Origin of the sequence: Limosilactobacillus reuteri, from assembly GCF_002254085.1 — a bacterium.
Taxonomy (GTDB): Bacteria; Bacillota; Bacilli; order Lactobacillales; family Lactobacillaceae; genus Limosilactobacillus; species Limosilactobacillus reuteri_K.
The window spans coordinates 1-17,759 of record NZ_NGPY01000023.1; the positions used below are offsets into that span (position 1 = coordinate 1).

16 protein-coding genes are annotated in these 17,759 nt (G+C 38.2%); 5 read left to right on the forward strand and 11 right to left on the reverse strand.

Features of this window, described 5'->3' with window-relative positions:
• Positions 1–156: 156 nt before the first annotated feature.
• From CBG10_RS06020 to CBG10_RS06030, 3 genes are all read right to left on the reverse strand, one after another.
• Positions 157–1,548, reverse strand: a complete 1,392-nt coding sequence (locus CBG10_RS06020; RefSeq protein ID WP_094512009.1) for an amino acid permease — start codon at positions 1,546–1,548, stop codon at positions 157–159.
• A 287-nt stretch (positions 1,549–1,835) separates the two neighbouring features.
• A complete protein-coding gene (locus tag CBG10_RS06025; RefSeq protein ID WP_094512011.1) occupies positions 1,836–2,654 on the reverse strand; it encodes an LPXTG cell wall anchor domain-containing protein in 819 nt (272 codons plus the stop codon).
• Between the two features lie 127 nt (positions 2,655–2,781).
• The gene (locus CBG10_RS06030) at positions 2,782–4,557 is read right to left on the reverse strand and encodes a 1-deoxy-D-xylulose-5-phosphate synthase (protein ID WP_094512012.1); all 1,776 of its coding nucleotides are present in this window, start codon (positions 4,555–4,557) and stop codon (positions 2,782–2,784) included.
• Positions 4,558–4,724: 167 nt separating this feature from the next.
• On the opposite strand from CBG10_RS06030, the gene CBG10_RS06035 reads away from it, so the two are divergent.
• Both CBG10_RS06035 and CBG10_RS06040 read left to right on the forward strand, forming a co-directional pair.
• Positions 4,725–5,975, forward strand: coding sequence for a DUF2075 domain-containing protein (locus CBG10_RS06035; protein ID WP_094502118.1), 1,251 nt, complete (start codon positions 4,725–4,727; stop codon positions 5,973–5,975).
• Positions 5,976–5,977: 2 nt separating this feature from the next.
• Positions 5,978–6,670, forward strand: coding sequence for a TVP38/TMEM64 family protein (locus tag CBG10_RS06040; protein ID WP_094502116.1), 693 nt, complete (start codon positions 5,978–5,980; stop codon positions 6,668–6,670).
• A 63-nt stretch (positions 6,671–6,733) separates the two neighbouring features.
• Here CBG10_RS06040 and CBG10_RS06045 read toward each other — a convergent pair whose 3' ends face one another.
• Genes CBG10_RS06045 through CBG10_RS06055 form a run of 3 tightly spaced genes read right to left on the reverse strand, consistent with a single transcriptional unit; the run spans position 6,734 to position 9,971 of the window.
• Positions 6,734–9,247 (reverse strand): excinuclease ABC subunit UvrA, encoded by a 2,514-nt coding sequence (locus CBG10_RS06045; RefSeq protein WP_094512013.1) that lies wholly within the window; start codon positions 9,245–9,247, stop codon positions 6,734–6,736.
• 15 nt (positions 9,248–9,262) lie between these two features.
• Positions 9,263–9,601, reverse strand: a complete 339-nt coding sequence (locus CBG10_RS06050) for a fluoride efflux transporter FluC (RefSeq protein WP_094509572.1) — start codon at positions 9,599–9,601, stop codon at positions 9,263–9,265.
• Entirely contained in the window at positions 9,594–9,971 is a 378-nt protein-coding gene (locus tag CBG10_RS06055) for a fluoride efflux transporter FluC (RefSeq protein ID WP_143452353.1), read from the reverse strand. The genes CBG10_RS06050 and CBG10_RS06055 overlap by 8 nt, the downstream gene beginning before the upstream one ends.
• A 107-nt stretch (positions 9,972–10,078) precedes the next feature.
• Here CBG10_RS06055 and CBG10_RS06060 point away from each other — a divergent pair, with 107 nt between their 5' ends.
• Entirely contained in the window at positions 10,079–10,471 is a 393-nt protein-coding gene (locus CBG10_RS06060) for a VOC family protein (RefSeq protein ID WP_035157361.1), read from the forward strand.
• A gap of 52 nt (positions 10,472–10,523) precedes the next feature.
• On the opposite strand, the gene CBG10_RS06065 is transcribed toward CBG10_RS06060, so the two are convergent.
• Together CBG10_RS06065 and CBG10_RS06070 are read right to left on the reverse strand one after the other, a co-directional pair.
• A complete protein-coding gene (locus CBG10_RS06065; RefSeq protein WP_094512016.1) occupies positions 10,524–11,336 on the reverse strand; it encodes a YdcF family protein in 813 nt (270 codons plus the stop codon).
• A 3-nt stretch (positions 11,337–11,339) separates the two neighbouring features.
• Complete coding sequence (locus CBG10_RS06070) at positions 11,340–13,076, reverse strand: ABC1 kinase family protein (RefSeq protein WP_094512017.1); 1,737 nt, start codon at positions 13,074–13,076, stop codon at positions 11,340–11,342.
• Between the two features lie 139 nt (positions 13,077–13,215).
• On the opposite strand from CBG10_RS06070, the gene CBG10_RS06075 reads away from it, so the two are divergent.
• Entirely contained in the window at positions 13,216–14,577 is a 1,362-nt protein-coding gene (locus CBG10_RS06075) for a hemolysin family protein (protein WP_003666233.1), read from the forward strand.
• Positions 14,578–14,636: 59 nt separating this feature from the next.
• Here the strand turns inward: CBG10_RS06075 and CBG10_RS06080 are convergent, their stop codons facing one another.
• Entirely contained in the window at positions 14,637–15,065 is a 429-nt protein-coding gene (locus CBG10_RS06080; protein WP_094512019.1) for a CopY/TcrY family copper transport repressor, read from the reverse strand.
• A 154-nt stretch (positions 15,066–15,219) separates the two neighbouring features.
• Between CBG10_RS06080 and CBG10_RS06085 the strand changes: the two genes are divergently transcribed.
• Positions 15,220–16,608: a DHA2 family efflux MFS transporter permease subunit gene (locus CBG10_RS06085; RefSeq protein ID WP_094512020.1), complete on the forward strand. Its 1,389-nt coding sequence runs from the start codon at positions 15,220–15,222 to the stop codon at positions 16,606–16,608.
• 48 nt (positions 16,609–16,656) lie between these two features.
• Here the strand turns inward: CBG10_RS06085 and CBG10_RS06090 are convergent, their stop codons facing one another.
• Together CBG10_RS06090 and CBG10_RS06095 are read right to left on the reverse strand one after the other, a co-directional pair.
• Positions 16,657–17,112 (reverse strand): DUF441 domain-containing protein, encoded by a 456-nt coding sequence (locus CBG10_RS06090; RefSeq protein WP_003666229.1) that lies wholly within the window; start codon positions 17,110–17,112, stop codon positions 16,657–16,659.
• Positions 17,113–17,182: 70 nt separating this feature from the next.
• Positions 17,183–17,599 carry a cupin domain-containing protein gene (locus CBG10_RS06095; protein WP_094501700.1) on the reverse strand — a complete coding sequence of 139 codons (417 nt, stop codon included), beginning with the start codon at positions 17,597–17,599 and terminating at the stop codon, positions 17,183–17,185.
• Positions 17,600–17,759: the final 160 nt, after the last annotated feature.

Below are 17,759 nucleotides of genomic sequence, written 5' to 3' on the forward strand. Positions count from 1 at the left end.
GCTTAGTATTCGACACACTAAAGGCTACCGGTCTTTTCTTTTTTTGTAAATAAGTAAATTGGTCTACAAAAAAGATTTCCACGACCAGATGAATTATTCATCCAACCTATGAAAATCTTACACTAACAAACAATATGTTTCGAGAGTACTTATTCTTTATGCTAATTTATCTTGGCGTTGAGTTCTTAACTTGTAGATAATACTCATGATAACTAAGAAGACTGCCCCAACACTGACTGAAATCCGTGTATCTGGGTTAAAGAACATAAATAGTAAGATAACACTTAGCGCAATCAAGCTAAAGTAGTTATATGCTGGATAAAATGGCATCTTAAATGGATGATCTTTTAATTCAGTTGGGTTATTACGCCGGAAGTTTAGTTCTGAAATCAAAATAATAAACCATGGTACCATTCCGGGAAGGACACTTGAACTATATACAATCACGAAGATATTAGCAGAGGCTGCATTAAACATTGATAGAAGCATGTTAACAATAAAGCCAAGGAAAATCCAGAATGAAATTGTTAGGATCGCAATATTTGGTACAACCCGCTTTGACAATTTACTAAAGACCTTAGGAACCTCACCGTCAACTGAAAGCTTGAAAAGCATCCGACTAGCACTGTAGATTCCTGAGTTGGCACCGGACAATGCAGCAGTCAAAACAACAAAGTTAATGATCCCAGCTGCTCCAGTAATACCAACTTTAGTAAATGTCTCAACGAATGGTGATCCAACTGCCTTTAATTCGTCCCATGGATAAATGGAAACGATAACGAAAATTGCCCCAATATAGAAAATTAAAATCCGCCAAATAACAGATTTAACTGACTTAACAATCGCATGGCGTGGTGAAGCGGCTTCACCAGCAGTAATACCAAGTAATTCAATTCCTTGATAGGATCCAGCAATCACAGATAGTGAGAACATAAATCCCATGAATCCACCAGTAAAGAATCCACCATGTGACCATAAATTGGAAATTCCAACCGGATGCCAATTGTTACCCAACCCAAGGACAATGACTAACAATCCAAGAATGATCATAACAATAATTGTAACAACTTTAATCATCGCAAACCAAAATTCCAACCGGCCATACGCCTTAGCAGATGCAAGGTTCGCAAGCGTTAAGATAATGATCATTACTAATCCAGAAATCCAGTCTGGTAAGTTAGGCCACCAATAATTAAGGTATTGACTCATGGCAATAATATCTGAGATACCAACAATGATAAACTGAAAGACGTTACTCCACTTTGTCAGGTATCCAGCTAAGGGATGAATATATTTAGATCCATAGTCCGCAAAGGAACCAGTTCCTGGACTGATATAGATCATTTCCCCTAACGCACGCATAACACCATATAGGACTAAACCTACAAAGGCATATGCTAATAGGACAGAAGGACCAGTCCATTTAATAGTTGATGTGGCTCCCATGAAAAGACCACTACCAATTGTCCCACCAATTGCAATCATTTCCATTTGTCCGGGAGTCATTGTTCGATTTAATTTAACTTCATTTTTCTGATTATCCATCATTCTAACCTCACTTTAAATAAAAAAGCTACCCAAAATGTCCCTAGCCAACCCTTGTCAATTTTTGATAAGTGGTTGAGACATCTTGAATAGCTATTGCTAACAGATTTAAGAGATATTAAAACTACTCAACCACGGTAATTGTTGTTGTGGTTGAGGTGGAGGTTAGGTGATGAATAATCGATTTATTGTAAATTTGCATTTTAGCTTCCTCCATTTCGTTTTTTCAATAACATTAGAATACTATTAGAAAATTAAAAATGCAAGTCCTTTTATCAAGTTTTTTGGTTTTATTTCTTTTTGTGCGCTTTCTTTAACGAAAAAAGACTCATCCCCGCGACCATTACCGTTATCCCCAAACCGAAGAAAGTTGTTAAATTATCAGTCTCATTTCCCGTCTGTGGAAGTGTTTGCTGGTCAGCGCTATCGTTTTTACGTGAATTTCGATGTGAACGATTTAGTCGATTATTAATATCTTTTATCCGTTGATGCAAATTTTGCTGTTTTCTTGTATTATTTACCTCCCCGTAATTTTCTCCGACCTGATTATCATCCCCCGGATCTTCTTTCATGGGGTAATTGTCCTGTGAATCTTGCTCTTCCTCTTTTTTATTCTCCTTTGCTTGCCCCTCCTTTTGTTTTTCTGCTAACGTATTCTCTTTGCTGTCTTTTTTTGGCCCTTCATCTTTATTGAGGGGCTGATAATAAATATTTACGATACTTTTTAATTGTGATAAATCCTCTATTTCTGTAACAGTTGGAATCTTATCCATTGATGGTTTAAAACCTGCTTGCTCAGGGATATTGACTTCTTCAAAGGGGTCAATAATCCAAATTGCCTTGTTGGTTGGATCATTTGGTACTTCACGGTGAGCATAAGACACTTGTTCCACTTTTTTAACTTCATTTAAGAGATGAAAATAAATTACACGTTTGATTTGAACACGTTCTTTCTGACTATTTGCATTAGATACGGGATGCGTAATTGGTTCTAGGGGTACAGCTAGAACTGGTGGAGTATTTAACGACAGCGAAAGGATCGTTGACGCTGTCGCTAAGCCTACTAAGTAAGTGTTTCGCAATATACAATGGTGGTTTAAATGATTCATATTATCTCGCTCCTCTTTTGTATATACTCTTTAATATATATACGTAAAAAGAAGCAATTCGCATTTTTTAAATCAAAAAAGCTATCATCTACAAGTAATCCTTACCTGCGATGACAGCTCTGTTAACTTATAGTGAATGGATAACCTGCTCAATATCATCCACAATTTGTTTAGGGGTTAAATGATACCATTCATATAGTACTTCGGTAGGAACATTATCCGCAAATTCCCGTGGTGCTCCAAAGTTCAAAACTTTCATTCCCTTTGGTCCATAGTAACGAGCAATTGTCTCCCCGAAGCCTCCACTAAGGACCCCATCCTCTAGCGTAACAACTACATCGTGATTTTCTGCTAGGTGGTGGAGGACATCTGAATCGATTCCAGTTACCGACTTTGGATTGATCAATGTAGCATCAATATTAAGCTTATCTTGAAGTTCCTTCCTTACCCTTTCACCAAGTTCCCAGAAGTCACCAACAGCCATAATTGCAACTTCACTTCCGCGATGAGCAATATCGTACTTGATCGTACTGTAGTCATCTTGTGTTGGAGTCCCGTGAAGAAGGGGCTTTTCTGGTTGCCGAATTACTACTGGTTCATCAGTTTGATTGATTGCCCACCGTAACATCGAAATCATTTCTTCGACGTTTGTTGGTGCTAAATATTCAATGTTTGGCAAATCACTAATCATTGAAATATCAAATGTTCCTTGATGAGTAGCAGAACTTTCTGAAATTGACCCGCCTCGCACAATCATTACAACCGGAGCATCATTTAATGCCATGTCATGAATTAATTGATCATATGCTCGTTGTAGGAAAGTACTATTTTGAAATACAACAGGGCGTGCACCTGCTTGCGCCATTGCAACAGCAGTCGTAATTGAATCCTGTTCAGCAATCCCAACATCATAATAACGGTCCGGGTGCTTAGCCTTAAACTTGCCAAGATCAAACGCACCAGGAATTCCAGCATTAATAGCAACAACTGGCTTATCTGCTGCAATTTGCTTATCTAATTCAGCAAGAACAGCATCACTATATGATTCTCCACTCATCTTAACCTTATCTTCACCAGTCTTTAGGTCAAATGGAGTGCGCCAATGATACTTCATCTTTTCTTCAACAGCAGGTTCATACCCCTTCCCTTTTAAGGTGTTAACATGAAGGACGATTGGATGGTCAATATCCTTGATTTCCTTAAAAGTGTCGATCATCGTCTGCAAGTCATTACCGTCTGCAACATACTTGTAATCAAGACCCATAAACTTAAAAATATTATTGGGAGATTCACCATTGGTATCCCGGAGTTCTTTTAGTCCCTTGTATAAACCACCCTGGTTCTCATCAATTGACATTTGATTATCATTAACAAGAATAATCAAGTTAGAATTAAGCTTAGCAGCATTGTTTAATCCTTCAAAAGCTAATCCGCCACTTAAGGATCCATCCCCAATTACTGCCATAACATTATTATGTGATTGTGGCTTCATCAAATCACGTGCTTGAGCCATCCCTACTGCAAGGGAGATTGATGTTGAAGTATGGCCGATTTCAAAAAAGTCATGAGCGCTTTCTTCTGGTGACGTAAATCCAGTAATATCTTCATAATGATCGGGATCAAGAAAACCTAATTTCCGACCTGTCAGCATTTTATGGGCATAACTCTGGTGTGAAACATCCCAAATAACTTTATCATGGGGCGAATCAAAGACATAGTGAAAAGCAATCGTTAGCTCCATTACGCCAAGATTAGGGCCCACGTGTCCACCGATTTTTGCGTCGCGTTCAAGAACAAGTTGACGCATTTCTGTTGCTAATTGTTTTAATTCATCAAGTGACATGTCCTTAATATCGCTTGGTTCATTAACTTCATTTAAGAGGTAATCAGGATGCAGATTCATCTATTCCACTCCTTCTTGATTTTACATTTAATAATTAGTAATACTTATTGCTCTTATTATTCTAACACTTTCTAAAGCATTGCGTAAATTACTCTCAAGTTCAAATTGACGAAATTCATGCATTTCGATACCATTAAATAGAGTAATTCGTTAAAAAGGAAATAATTATGAAAAATATAGACAACGCTGCAACTAACAAAATTTCACCATTTAAAAAATTAACGACAGAGCAAGAACAACTCGTCAATGATATTATTTCATTTACTAAACACCATCTAACACAAAATCATCCTGCAATATATACAGTCTACGGGGATGCTGGTACTGGAAAAAGCGTAATCTTATCACAATTATTCGTCCGCATTCAAAAAGAAGCGCGGACACAACAAAATTCAGTTCTTTATCATACTAATAATTATTTTCTTGTTAACCATCCGGAAATTCTGAAAGTCTATAAAGAGATTGCTGGGCCAATAAAAGAGTTATATAAAAAGGACTTCGCTCGGCCAACTTCATTAATTAATCAATTGGATAAGCAAAACCAAACCATTGATGTTGCTGTTATCGATGAGGCTCATCTTTTATTGTCCAAACCTGATCATTATAATAATTTTTACCATGATAATCAGCTTATCGAAATCATTAAACGCGCTAAAGTTGTCATAATTGTCTTTGATCAATACCAAGTCTTACGAATGAAAAGTCTCTGGACTCCTGAACGGCTTCAAGCAATTACGAACCAATATCCCCATAAAGATTACCACTTAACCCACATGTTTCGCATGAATGCGAGCGATGAATTAGTTAAGTGGTTTAATGAATTCACTAACTATAAATTAACCCCTTTACCAGCATCTGCCCGTGATCATTATGATTTTCGTATTTACAGTGATGCCGAGGAAATGAGGAAAGCAATTGTTCAACGTAATAAAGAAGTAGGCCTTTCTCGCATTCTTTCAACGTCTGGATATCCATCAACGCTCGATGGTGGGAAACATTACATTGAGGAAGGCAGATTTAAAATGCCGTGGGATCAATATAACTATACAGTTACTCCCTGGGCAGAACTGCCTCAAACCATTGATGAAGTTGGCTCAATCTACACTTGCCAAGGATTTGACTTAAATTACACTGGCATTATTATCGGTCCGCCGATTAGCCAAACGCCTCAAACAACCCAACTTCAAGTTAATTTAGATCGTTATACAGATGTTGAAGCATTCAAAAAACGTGCTGACCTAACTGATCCAGCTGAAATTAAGAGTTTAGAAAAAAGAATGATTATGAATTCTTTGAACGTTTTATTCAAGCGTGGTGTATATGGAACTTATCTTTACGCCCATGATCCGCTTTTACGACATTCTCTTACCTCCCTTTTTGAGAAGGCTGGGTTTACGCTACCAAAGGAGGAAAAATAATTATGAAAGAGCGTAAATTAAATAAAACGTGGCTGATCGTTGGCGCCATTATCCTCGCTGTCATCGTTCTCTACTTCATTTATCGAACATATAAGCCAGAAATTGACCTGTTGCTAGATTTTAATGCTCATAATAAGGCCAAGCTTCTCCATATGATTAGAAGTCATGGTTTTACCGATATCTTCCTTCTTGTAGCATTAATTGGCATCTTAAATGCGATTCCGGGAATGTCTAATTCCGTTGTTTGTATCTTTGCCGGGTTATGTTATGGACCGATTGTTGGTTTTCTGATCAATTGGGTTGGAAATATTTTAGGAAACTCTACTGTAATGAGTATAATTCGTAAAATTGATCTCTCTAAACGAGTAAAGAAAAACAAGATTCTTCATTACCTCTTGCAGCAAAAGCATCCGTTAATCGCACTTACCATCGGCTTTATGATTCCGGTTATCCCTAGTGTACTTGTAAACTACGCTGGTGCCCGCTTAAATGTGAGTCGGAAACACTACTTGGCAATGGTAACCGTGGGAATGGCCCCGACTTCCTTTCTCTATGCCTTTGGTGGAGATGCTATTTTCAAGGGTAACATTAGACGACTGATCGGTGTTGCGATTGCCATTTTAATTCTAATTGGCTGTTACTTACTCGTTCGCAAAATCTGGCAAAACCATGAAGAAAAAGCAGTAACAAAATAATTAACTTAAGAAAAAACAAGGCTCCAAACGTCCGGGAAATCCGAATGTTTGGAGCCTTTAATTTTAATTAAATCTTGACCAATATTCTGCCAAATATTTGCTGGTTAAACTTTCTGGCTTTTGAATAAGGGCTAACGGATTCCCCTGAGCAACAATTTTTCCACCATTACTACCACCACGCGGACCCATATCAAGCATATAATCTGCGTTAATAATCAAATTTAAGTCATGAGTAATAGTAATGATTGTCGCTCCCCGATCAAGTAATTGCTGCATTACTGCTAACAGGGTTTTAACATCAAGGGGATGCAAGCCAATAGTTGGTTCATCAAATACAAATAACGTTTCGCTTTGATTATGATTAAGGTGTTTAACAAGTTTTAAGCGCTGTGCCTCACCACCAGAAAGGCTAGGCGTACTTTCGCCTAAGTGCAGGTACCCTAAGCCCACTTCATCTAATAATTGAAGTTCACGAGCAATTTTCGGAACTTCCTTAAATACACTCATCGCTGCCCGAACATCTAATTTTAAGAGATCAACAATTGAATATCCCTGCCACTTAACTTTTTGAATTTCTTCATTGTATCGGCTTCCCCCACATGTCGGACAAGTCTGTTGCATATCTGGCAAGAATTGAATATCAAGAGTTACGACCCCCGCGCCGCCACACGTTGGACATGCTCCCTGCTTATTATTATAAGAAAAGTAAGAAGGTGTATAGTGTTCCTCTTTGGCTAAGGGCTGGGCTGCAAATAACTTCCGCAAATTATCCATAATACTGGTATAAGTTGCGACGGTTGAACGGTTAGTTTTACCGATTGGCGCCGCATCAACACTCACTACTTCCTTTAACGGACCTGATAATTTGCTAACTTGTGAAGGTAATTTAGTCCCACTTGCTTGAGCATGGATAGCAGGAACTAAACTATCAAGGATCAGACTTGTTTTACCAGCCCCCGAAAAACCAGTGATAGCAGTCAGTCGATTAACTGGAATCTCTCCCTGGACGTCTTTAAGGTTGTAATAATCTTTTACTTCAAAGGTGATCTCTTGGCTAGCTGGTTCGTTTGCTATGGGGCGACTTTTTAATACTGCTGTCTCATTTAAATAAGGACCAATTTTAGACTGAGGGTTGTCAGCGATTTGCGATGGTGTTCCCTCCGTAAGAATTTCTCCACCTTTTTCTCCAGAACCCGGGCCGATTTCAATAATCCAATCTGCTTCTTTGATAATATCAACATTGTGATCAACAACTACTAATGAATTACCTTGGGCCACTAATTCTTTAAATACATTTAAGAGACCCGTAATATTGTCAGGATGTAAGCCGATGGAAGGTTCATCCAGAATATATAAGACACCAGTTGTTTGGGTTCGAAGAGTTCTTGCAAGCTGAATACGTTGTAATTCACCTGTCGATAGCGTATTCCCATTTCGCGATAAAGTTAAATAATCAAGGCCTAATTCCAATAATGGCCGTAAATTATCATCAAACTCTTTAAATAACGAAGTCGCCATCTTTTTCATATCTGAAGGAAGAGCAGCTAATACATCTTGCTTCCACTTGTTCAGTTCCCCAAGCGGAAGGTCACTAACTTGCGCAATATTTAAACCACCAGCTAATTGGTTTAATAACTCCGGCTTTAACCGTGTCCCATGGCAAACTGGGCACGTTGAATAATGGAAAAATTCACTAATTCGTTTTTGCGCTCGTTCGCTTTTACTGCTTTTGGCAGATGCTAATACCGCTTCATGGGCGTTCTCGTATAAAGCATTAAAGTCATGAAAAACGCGGCCTGTTCCAGAGCGGAAGTCCATCTTAAACTTCTTTTGTGGACCATTTAAAACAAAATCCTTTTCTTTCGGGGTTAAATCTTTATATGGAACATGAATCCGGATACCTGCCTGTTCAGCAACACTCGGCATAAAGTTTCGTCCAGGCAAATGCCATGAAGCAACTGCCCCATCAGCCAAACTAAGATTTTCATTCCCGATAAGTTTACTTTCATCCAGTTCACGAACTTTTCCTGTTCCATGACATCGTAAGCAGGCTCCGTCAGAATTGAATGCAAAGTCTTCTGCTCCATAGGCATAAAATTTTGTACCACAAGTAGGACAGGTTAATTGTCCCATTTCATCGCCGCTCTTACTCATTACCTCTGCGATTTCAAGGTTTGGTTTTAAACGATGCCCATTTGGACAGACCGGTTCGCCAAGCCGCGAAAAGATCAGCCTAATTACATTCAACATCTCACTCATTGTTCCAACGGTTGCTCGTTCAGATGGAATTGCGGGACGTTGCTTCAATGCTAGTGCTGAAGGAATATGTTTAACACTTGTAACATCGGCTTGAGCACCTAACTTTATCCGCCGCCTTGTGTAAGTAGAAAGCGCTTCTAAGTACCGTCGAGATCCCTCTTCATATAAAATTCCCATTGCTAATGAGCTTTTCCCAGAACCAGATAATCCCGAAATTGCGATAAATTTATGTAGCGGGATATTGATATCAATGTTCTTAAGGTTGTGGACTCTTCCACCTTTTACTTCAATTTGCGTTGGTAGTCTGGTTTCTGTCACTATTTTTTACTCATTTCATATCATCATTCCACAGATGGCGGCAATAACTCCACCAAGATAACTTAAGCCGAAATAAACAGCGAACATTCCCCATCGCTTTTCATCCATCATTGAAATTAGCTCAACATTAAAAGTCGAAAAAGTAGTATAACCTCCTAATAAGCCAATCCCAAATAATAGCATAAGCGAGGAATTACTAGCAAAATTTTTGGTAAAAATGCCTAATAAAAAGCTACCGGTGATATTAATAAATAGAGTTGCTAGGGGCCAATCAATTCTTAACTTTTTCCACCAAGTTGTGATGATATAACGAATCACGGCCCCAATTGCTGCTCCAAGCCCTACATTAATCATCTTGCCGCGAACCTCCGTATTTTCGTGCCAACATAAAACCGAGCAGTGCCAAAGCCAAGCCGCCAAGAGAGCTCACAAGAAAATAACCGACGCTAGCAATTATACCTTGGCTTTCAAGCTTAACAATAGTTGTAGCTAAACTTGAAAATGTCGTAAAAGCGCCAATAAAACCAGTTCCTATCCCGGCATTTAACCATGCTGCTAATAGCCCCCGTTCAATAAAATAATAAGTTATAAAGGCTAGCAAAAATGAACCAATAAGGTTGGCATATAAAATCCCGGCGCCACCTAATAGGGCACTAAGTTCATAACGGGTAATTCCACCGAGAAAGCCGCCAATCGCGACGCTCATTATTGTTTTTATATTCATAAAAAGTCTCCTTAGATCTACAATCATTTCATTATACAACTTTTGCTATTTCAATTTAGAAACTTGTATAATGATATTGACTTAAAAATTTAAGGGAGACTTAGACAATGAAAATGCGACGAATTGATCACGTTGTTTTAACTGTAACTGATTTAGAGCAATCAATGCGCTTTTATCACGAAGTATTTGATATGCCGGTAATTAAAGAACAAAGTAATGATGACTTAATTACAATGCGGTGTGGGCATCAGTTAATCCGTTTACAAAAAATTGACCGACCAACTACGCTAAAGGCAGCTAATCCGACAGTTGGTTCTGCTGACTTATGTTTAGTTGCCGGAGATAGTATTGACGATATTGTTCACCATCTTAATAGCTATTATATTGATATAATTGCTGGACCAATTGTAAAACAGGGGGCAGAAGGCGAAATGACCTCGCTTTACGTTTATGATCCAGATAATAATCTGATTGAAATTGCAGTATATAAGAATAAATAAAGTGAAATATGAGCGAGAGAAGGTTGTTTTCCCCTTCTGTCTCGCTCATATTTCATTTCAAAATCAATTCAACTAAAAGTAAAAGGAGCGTACTTCCGCAAAATACCCACCAATGGTCACGGATAATCCCGAGATAGTCCCGAATAAATGTTAATGGGCAGTATCGCCAAGGCGTTTTGCTACTAACAAATGACCAGTTTAACCCCATCTTCCTTGCATAAGTCCTCGCACGAAGAACATGAAAATCACTAGTTACTACTACTGTCTCTTGCGACTTAATAAGTTGACTAGCAAAGGCCAAATTTTGCCATGTATTAAGTGCCTGGGTCTCGCAAATTATTTTTCTTGCTGGGATTCCGTGAGCAATTAAGTAAGCAGCCATGACTTCTGCTTCAGATGTTTTTGCATTCTGTACTATTCCCCCTGAAACAATAATTTTTGCAGATTGATGAGTTTTCCAACAATTGATGGCTTTATCAAGGCGAGTAGCTAACACTGGTGGGACTTGGCCATGTTTAACAGCTGCCCCTAAAACCAGAAAGTCCTGAACCGTAGCAGGACATTTTCGCAGACGGGTACAACAACTGAAAACACAAAATAAAATTAAATTAAAGGTACTTAAAACATCAATAGTTGTTACTATTAATGCACTTTGCCAACTTACTGATTGGCTAGGTAAATTTTTAAGCAAAAAAGCAAAAATAGGCAGTACTACTGCTAAGTTGACCAACATCAAAACAAACGCAACCATATTGAATCTAGCTACCTTTATCTCACTATTTAAATGGCGGATCAAAATAAGCCTAATCGTAATTCCCCAGCATAGCACACATATTAATTCATTAACTAAGTTTAAATAGATCATTAATCATCGTTTCCTTCGCCAATTTCGCCATCGATGGATAACCTCCGTAACAACTAAAAGAATAATAATTATGATTGCAATAATATAGCCAGATACTCCTAAACGATAGATATGCGAATCAGCTGGTGTTCCCTGGACTAATAATGATGATCCTAAGATGACTGCTGCTAAAATAATTGCAATCATGAAACGGTTCATTAACCGTTCTATCTGCTTTAGCACTCGTTGCTCATTTTTATACTGTAGATCAACTTTGGCATCCCCGCTGACAAATGTATCGATTAACTCATTAATTCTTTCCGGCATCTTCCCCATTGCTTTGCTAGCAAGGAAAAAATTGATGAGGTTATTATCAACAGCAGAACGCCAATTAAAATTTCGTTTTAAATAACGCCGTCCAAATGATTGAGCAACTTCAAGCATTGATATTTCAGGATCAAGTTTAGCAACCGAACTTTCAAGAGTCCCAAATGCCTTAATCAGCATCGTTACCTCTCCCCGCATTTGAAGGTGGTTTTTCTTACATAATTGGACAATTTGGTACAGCATTTTCACGAAATCAATATTGCCAAGGCCAGTTGAAAAATAGGGTTGAATAAAGGCGCCAAGTTCTTTATAAAATGCATTTTCGTCAACTTCCCCGGTCCGATTACAAACATTTAAAACTGCTTTTCCAATTTTTCGCGTATCCTTTGTGTTGATAGTAATCACGATATTCGCAATACTATTGGCCATCGCTGGACTTAACCTTCCCATCATTCCAAAATCAAGGTAGATGATCCGGTAATTTGGTAATGCCTCCTGCTGATCATAACTAATGGTTGTATTATAAATGGTCTTTTCATGGTGTTTGGTCGTTGCGTATTGCTTTGCTGACTCATCCGGACGTAATTCGTGAATTAATATATTTCCTGGATGCGGATCCGCATGAAAGTAATGATCAACAAAAACTTGTTTTAAAAAGTTATTAACGAGCGTAGTAGCAATTTCATGATTAACGGTCGTTGTCTCTTGATCATTATCATTTGACTGCTTAAAACGATACCGAATACTTTTTCCTTCCATCGCTTCATTAACAAGAATCTTAGGAGCACAATACTTCATATATACTTTAGGAACTAAGATTGGTCCGTCACCGTTATTTAATGTATAGAACTCTTCCCCGTTTTTTGCTTCTTCCAGAGTATTGACCTCACTTAATAATGAAGTACTGAGTTCATCAATTACTTTATCCAAATCAACTACTGCAATGTCTTGGGGAACATACTTAAATAAGACCACCGCTTTTCTTAACAAGGCTAAGTCAGTATTAACAAGCTTACTGACCTCTGGATGTTGGACTTTGACAACAACCGGTGTCCCATCCTTAAGCGTTGCATGGTGAACTTGCCCAATCGACGCCGAAGCAAACGGCTTTTCCGCAAAACTAGCAAATTCCTCATTAATTTTCTTCCCGGTTTCTTCTTCAAAAGTTTGCTCTACAGTCGCAAAACTATCAGCTTTAACTTGATCTTGCAAGTGGCGAAGTTCTTTAATATACGCTGGGGAGACAAGGTCTGGACGGGTTGATAATATTTGGCCAAGTTTAATAAAGGTCGGTCCCAGTTCTTGCAGTGCCTGACAAATAGCTTGTGAGTTAGTTTGATGGTAAAAATTGCTAACAAAATGATATTTTCGCATCACTTGCATAATCTTACGCAAGCGTGCTGACTTCTTGATTTCTTCTTCATTAGTCGTCATATGTCTTCTCCTACTTATTTTCCTTTATTTTAGCATTTTCACTTATAAAAAAATAATTAAACTCCCCTTTCGTTACATTTTACTGATACAATAGTAGTCGATAAATTTTTTAAGAAAGTTTAGGTGAAATTTTTAAACGATGAATGGTTTATGGGATTCATATTGGTTTAAATTAATTATCATTATTTTGATTTTGCTGTTAGCTGCTTTATTTACACTGCTGGAGTATTCAGTTGTTAAAGTGCGGCCTAGTGAGTTAAAAGAGCTCCGGCAAACGCGAAAAGTTAAACGCGCGGAACACATGGTAGCAAATCTTAATGAGTACCTATCAACAGCTCAAGTCGGTGTTACGATGACTTCTTTAGTTTTAGGTTGGTTAGGTGATGAATTTATCACAGATCTGTTGCTAAAGATTAATATCATTCCGCACGATGTTCTTCAAGCGATTGCACCAGTTATCGGTGTTTTAATTTTTACATTCTTCCACGCGGTATTTACTGATTTAGTTCCGAAAAATATGGCGATTGATCGACCGGTACCAATTCTCTTATCAATTGTTCACCCGGTACAATTCTTCCATACTGTTTTTTATCCCTTCGTTTGGTTATTTGCGGTAGTCGCTGCGGCAATTACAAAAATGTTAGGATACAATGTTCAGCCAGAAGAAGACACATATTCACAAAATGAAATTATGACCTTATCCCAACAATCGGAAAAAGCTGGGGAAATGGATAAAGAAGACGTTATCTTCATGCAACGGGCTTTTGAAATGAATGATAAAGTTGCTGAGGATATTATGATTGATCGGACACAGTTAGCGGTTATTGATATTACGGCTTCAATTGAAGATGCAGCCAAACTTTATTTTGAAAAGAAATTCACGCGTTTCCCAGTTGTTGCTAATAATGACAAAGACCACATTCTTGGTTACATTTTTGCATATGATATTATGCGGCAAAACCAAATTAACCCGCAACAATCAGTTCGCACAATCATGCGCCGAATTCCAATCGTTTACGAAAATGAACAACTCACCAATGTCCTTGCTGAGATGATGAAAAAACAAGTGCCAATTGTCGTTGTCCAAGATGAATACGGTGGTACCTCTGGGATTATTACTGATAAGGATATTTATGAAGAATTATTCGGAACAGTTGGTGAAGAAATTGACCACGCTACCTCTGATATGATTGAAAAGAAGGATCCTGATAGCAAGGGTAATCCTACCTTCGAAGTATCCGGTAAGATGCCACTAGATGATTTTGAACGTTACTTTGATACAAACATCGAGCAATTTGATAACTCTGAAGTAACCACCTTAACTGGATTCTTCCTTGAACGGCAGTATGACTTAAAAGTTGGCCAACCAATTAGAGTCGATAATTTCTCATTTACACCTCTTGATTTGAAGAATGCCTATGTTAATAAATTCAAGGTAGTTTACATTAAGCCTAAAAAGAAGAAATCATCAGCTGATGAGGATCAAAGCAAAGAAAAATAGAGACTAAAAAAGCTCCCCGCAATTTAGGAAAATTTTCCTAGTTGCGGGGAGCCTTTTCATTAGCAGTTCATCTGCATATCAGGAATGCAGTTACATTTGACGTGGTCCGGTGAATTAATTGCTTTGCTTGCCAATAATTCTTGTAACTTAGCAATATCGTCCTTACTAAGGGTTACATTATTAATCACATGTTTAAGGGTGCTTCCAACATGTCGTTCACAAATATTATTAAATAGGTTATCTGCCGCTTGGTCCATTGTTTGTTGTTCAGGAACGAGGGGCTCATAGATAAATCCACGTCCTTGACGAGTGGCAGATAAGGCTTTTTTATCAACCAGGCGTCGAAGTAAAGTCTTAATCGTTGCCGGTTTCCAGTCAACTTTTTTCTGTAAAATTTCAATAATTTGGCTACTGGTCGTTTGCCTTAGACTCCAAACCACCCGCATAATTTGCCATTCAGCGGGAGTTATTTCTAAATCGATATTCATCTAATTCCTCCTGCGTTTACATATGTAAATTATTCATAACTATATTTTATCATTAATTTACTTACTTGCAAATTCCTAATGCGTATTGACATTAATAATCTGGCTAGTAAACTCAATACTGTTTGACAAATTTTAAGGAGCGCTATATCTACTAATGAAAAATCAACGCATTAGCCATGCATTAGTAATCATGGTATTTGGTACATTTTTCGGTCTTCTCTGTTCAACCTTAATGAACATTGCCTTACCAACCTTTATGAATGTCTTTCATATCAGTGAGGCCCAAGTTCAGTGGGTGACAAACGGTTATATGCTTGTCAATGCCCTGATGATTCCTGTTAGTTCATTTCTCATAAAAAGATTCCCATTCAAAAATCTCTTTATTATTTTCGCCGGAATTTTTCTTTTGGGAACCATTATCGGAGCGATTGCGTGGAGCTTCAATCTAGTTGTGATTGCTCGGATGATTCAAGCTTTGGGTGCAGGGATGATGATGCCACTAGTAAATGTCTTGGCAATTCGCTACGCAAAGCCGGGTAAAAAAGGGCAAATTATGGGCATTATTGGCCTTGCCTTTAATTGTGCCCCTATCTTAGGTCCTGCTATTTCTGGTTTTCTGTTACACTTTTTCTCTTGGCGATACCTTTTCCTATTAATTATTCCCTTTGCAGTAATTACATTACTACTTTCATTCTTCCTACTTCCTAAAATCCCTCATAATGAATATCCCTGTTTTAATACATTGGCTCTCATTTTAATCACAGACGGATTATGGTCATTATTAATGGGCTTATCAAATGTTTCGAACAATCACTTGCTCTCATTTAATGTTGCAGGGTATGCCCTTATTGGCTTAGTCTTTCTCTTGCTGTTCTTTCTTAACCAACGTCACAGTAATCGTCAGTTAATCAACTTTGGGATCTTCTCACACAAACAATTTGTTTTTGCCACTGTTATTAATATGCTAATTACATCAACAATGTACGGTAATGCAATTTTAATTCCCCTGCTCGTACAAATTGTTTTGGGCAAAAGTACGGTTGTTTCAGCCATTGCCGTCCTTCCAGGGGCAATTTTAACGGGGCTACTATCGACAACGAGTGGCCGCTTTTATGATATTTATCCAATTAAGATTCTTGTTGGGACTGGTCTCATAATCGATATCATCGGAACAATTGGCCAAGCCGCAATCGGTGCGCGTAGTTCTGTTCTCATAATCACTCTTTTCCAAACAATTCGACAGTTTGGATTAGTGACAATGTTAATCCCTCTGCAAACGCAAGCACTATCATTGCTACCTAATGAGATCGTTCCTGATGCAGTTGCTACCTTTAATACGTTACGACAAATTGCGGCTGCCTTTGGAACTGCCCTCATCGTTTCAATTGTTGGTATTGTTAATCACTTAGTTCACAACCCGTCCTCACACCTCGGTATTCAAGCCGGCTTCCTTCTATGCTTATGCCTGCTATTAACTTCGCTATACCTTAGCACTAAGCTATACCATAAAATTTCTTCGCAAGCGCAATTAGAAAATGCGTAAAACAAAAACCAAGTGAGATCCCTTTTGACCTCGCTTGGTTTTTGCCATTTAAAAATGCAAATTCAATAGCGTTACAATACAATATGTCATCCCACTCGCGATAACTGGACCGGCAGCAATTCCTTTAAATGCAACCACTCCAATAATCGTTCCAAGTACTAAAGCAACCGTAACTTGCGGAACAGCTGCCAACTGGTTGACTCCATACTTTGATAAGATGGCAACTGCAATGCCCATGCCGACTGCAATCCAACCAGCAGGGGTCTTAAAAGCAGCCCATAAATCATTAAAGCCAATTTGACCAGTCGCAATTGGAATTAAGATCGCAACTGAAATCACTGTCACACCCCAATTAATTCCTTTATGTTGTATCAAGGGCAACCATTTGGCGGTATAAGGGATCAGTTTCAGGACCATCACTACTACCGTGGCAATAATCAATGATGAGTTATGGCCAAAGATTGCAATTAATAATACTAAAGCTAAAAAAAGCCAGCTTTCCATGTAATCTCCTCCTCAAACTTTACTTAGTATAACAAAGTTGAGGACGAGGACAAAGAAGGCTGACTAATAACTATTCAGAAAGGCGGTTGTAAGTAGCGTCATCTACTTCTTCACACCATTCGCTAGTTCCCTTCGTAATGGCAATGTGGGAGAACCAACTATCCTTAGTAGCGCCGTGCCAGTGCTTTACACCTTCATGAATTGCTACAACATCACCGGGTTTTAACAATTGCGCTGGCTTGCCTTCTTCTTGGTACCAACCCTCACCAGTAGTTACTAATAAGATTTGAAAACCATCATGATGAATATGCCAGTTGTTACGACAACCGGGTTCAAAATTAACATTTGAAACATTTACATCAATGTTATCATCAGGAGATACTAACCCATTAAGATAACTTGTTCCAATAAAATATTTTGCAAATGCAACGTTCTTATCACCGAAACCAAAAAGGTCATTTTTTACTTCGTGTTCATTCTTAGCCATCATTACTAACCTCCAATTAATTGTTGGTTTAATAAGTTAGTGTAAGATTTTCATAGGTTGGATGAATAATTCATCTGGTCGTGGAAATCTTTTTTGTAGACCAATTTACTTATTTACAAAAAAAGAAAAGACCGGTAGCCTTTAGTGTGTCGAATACTAA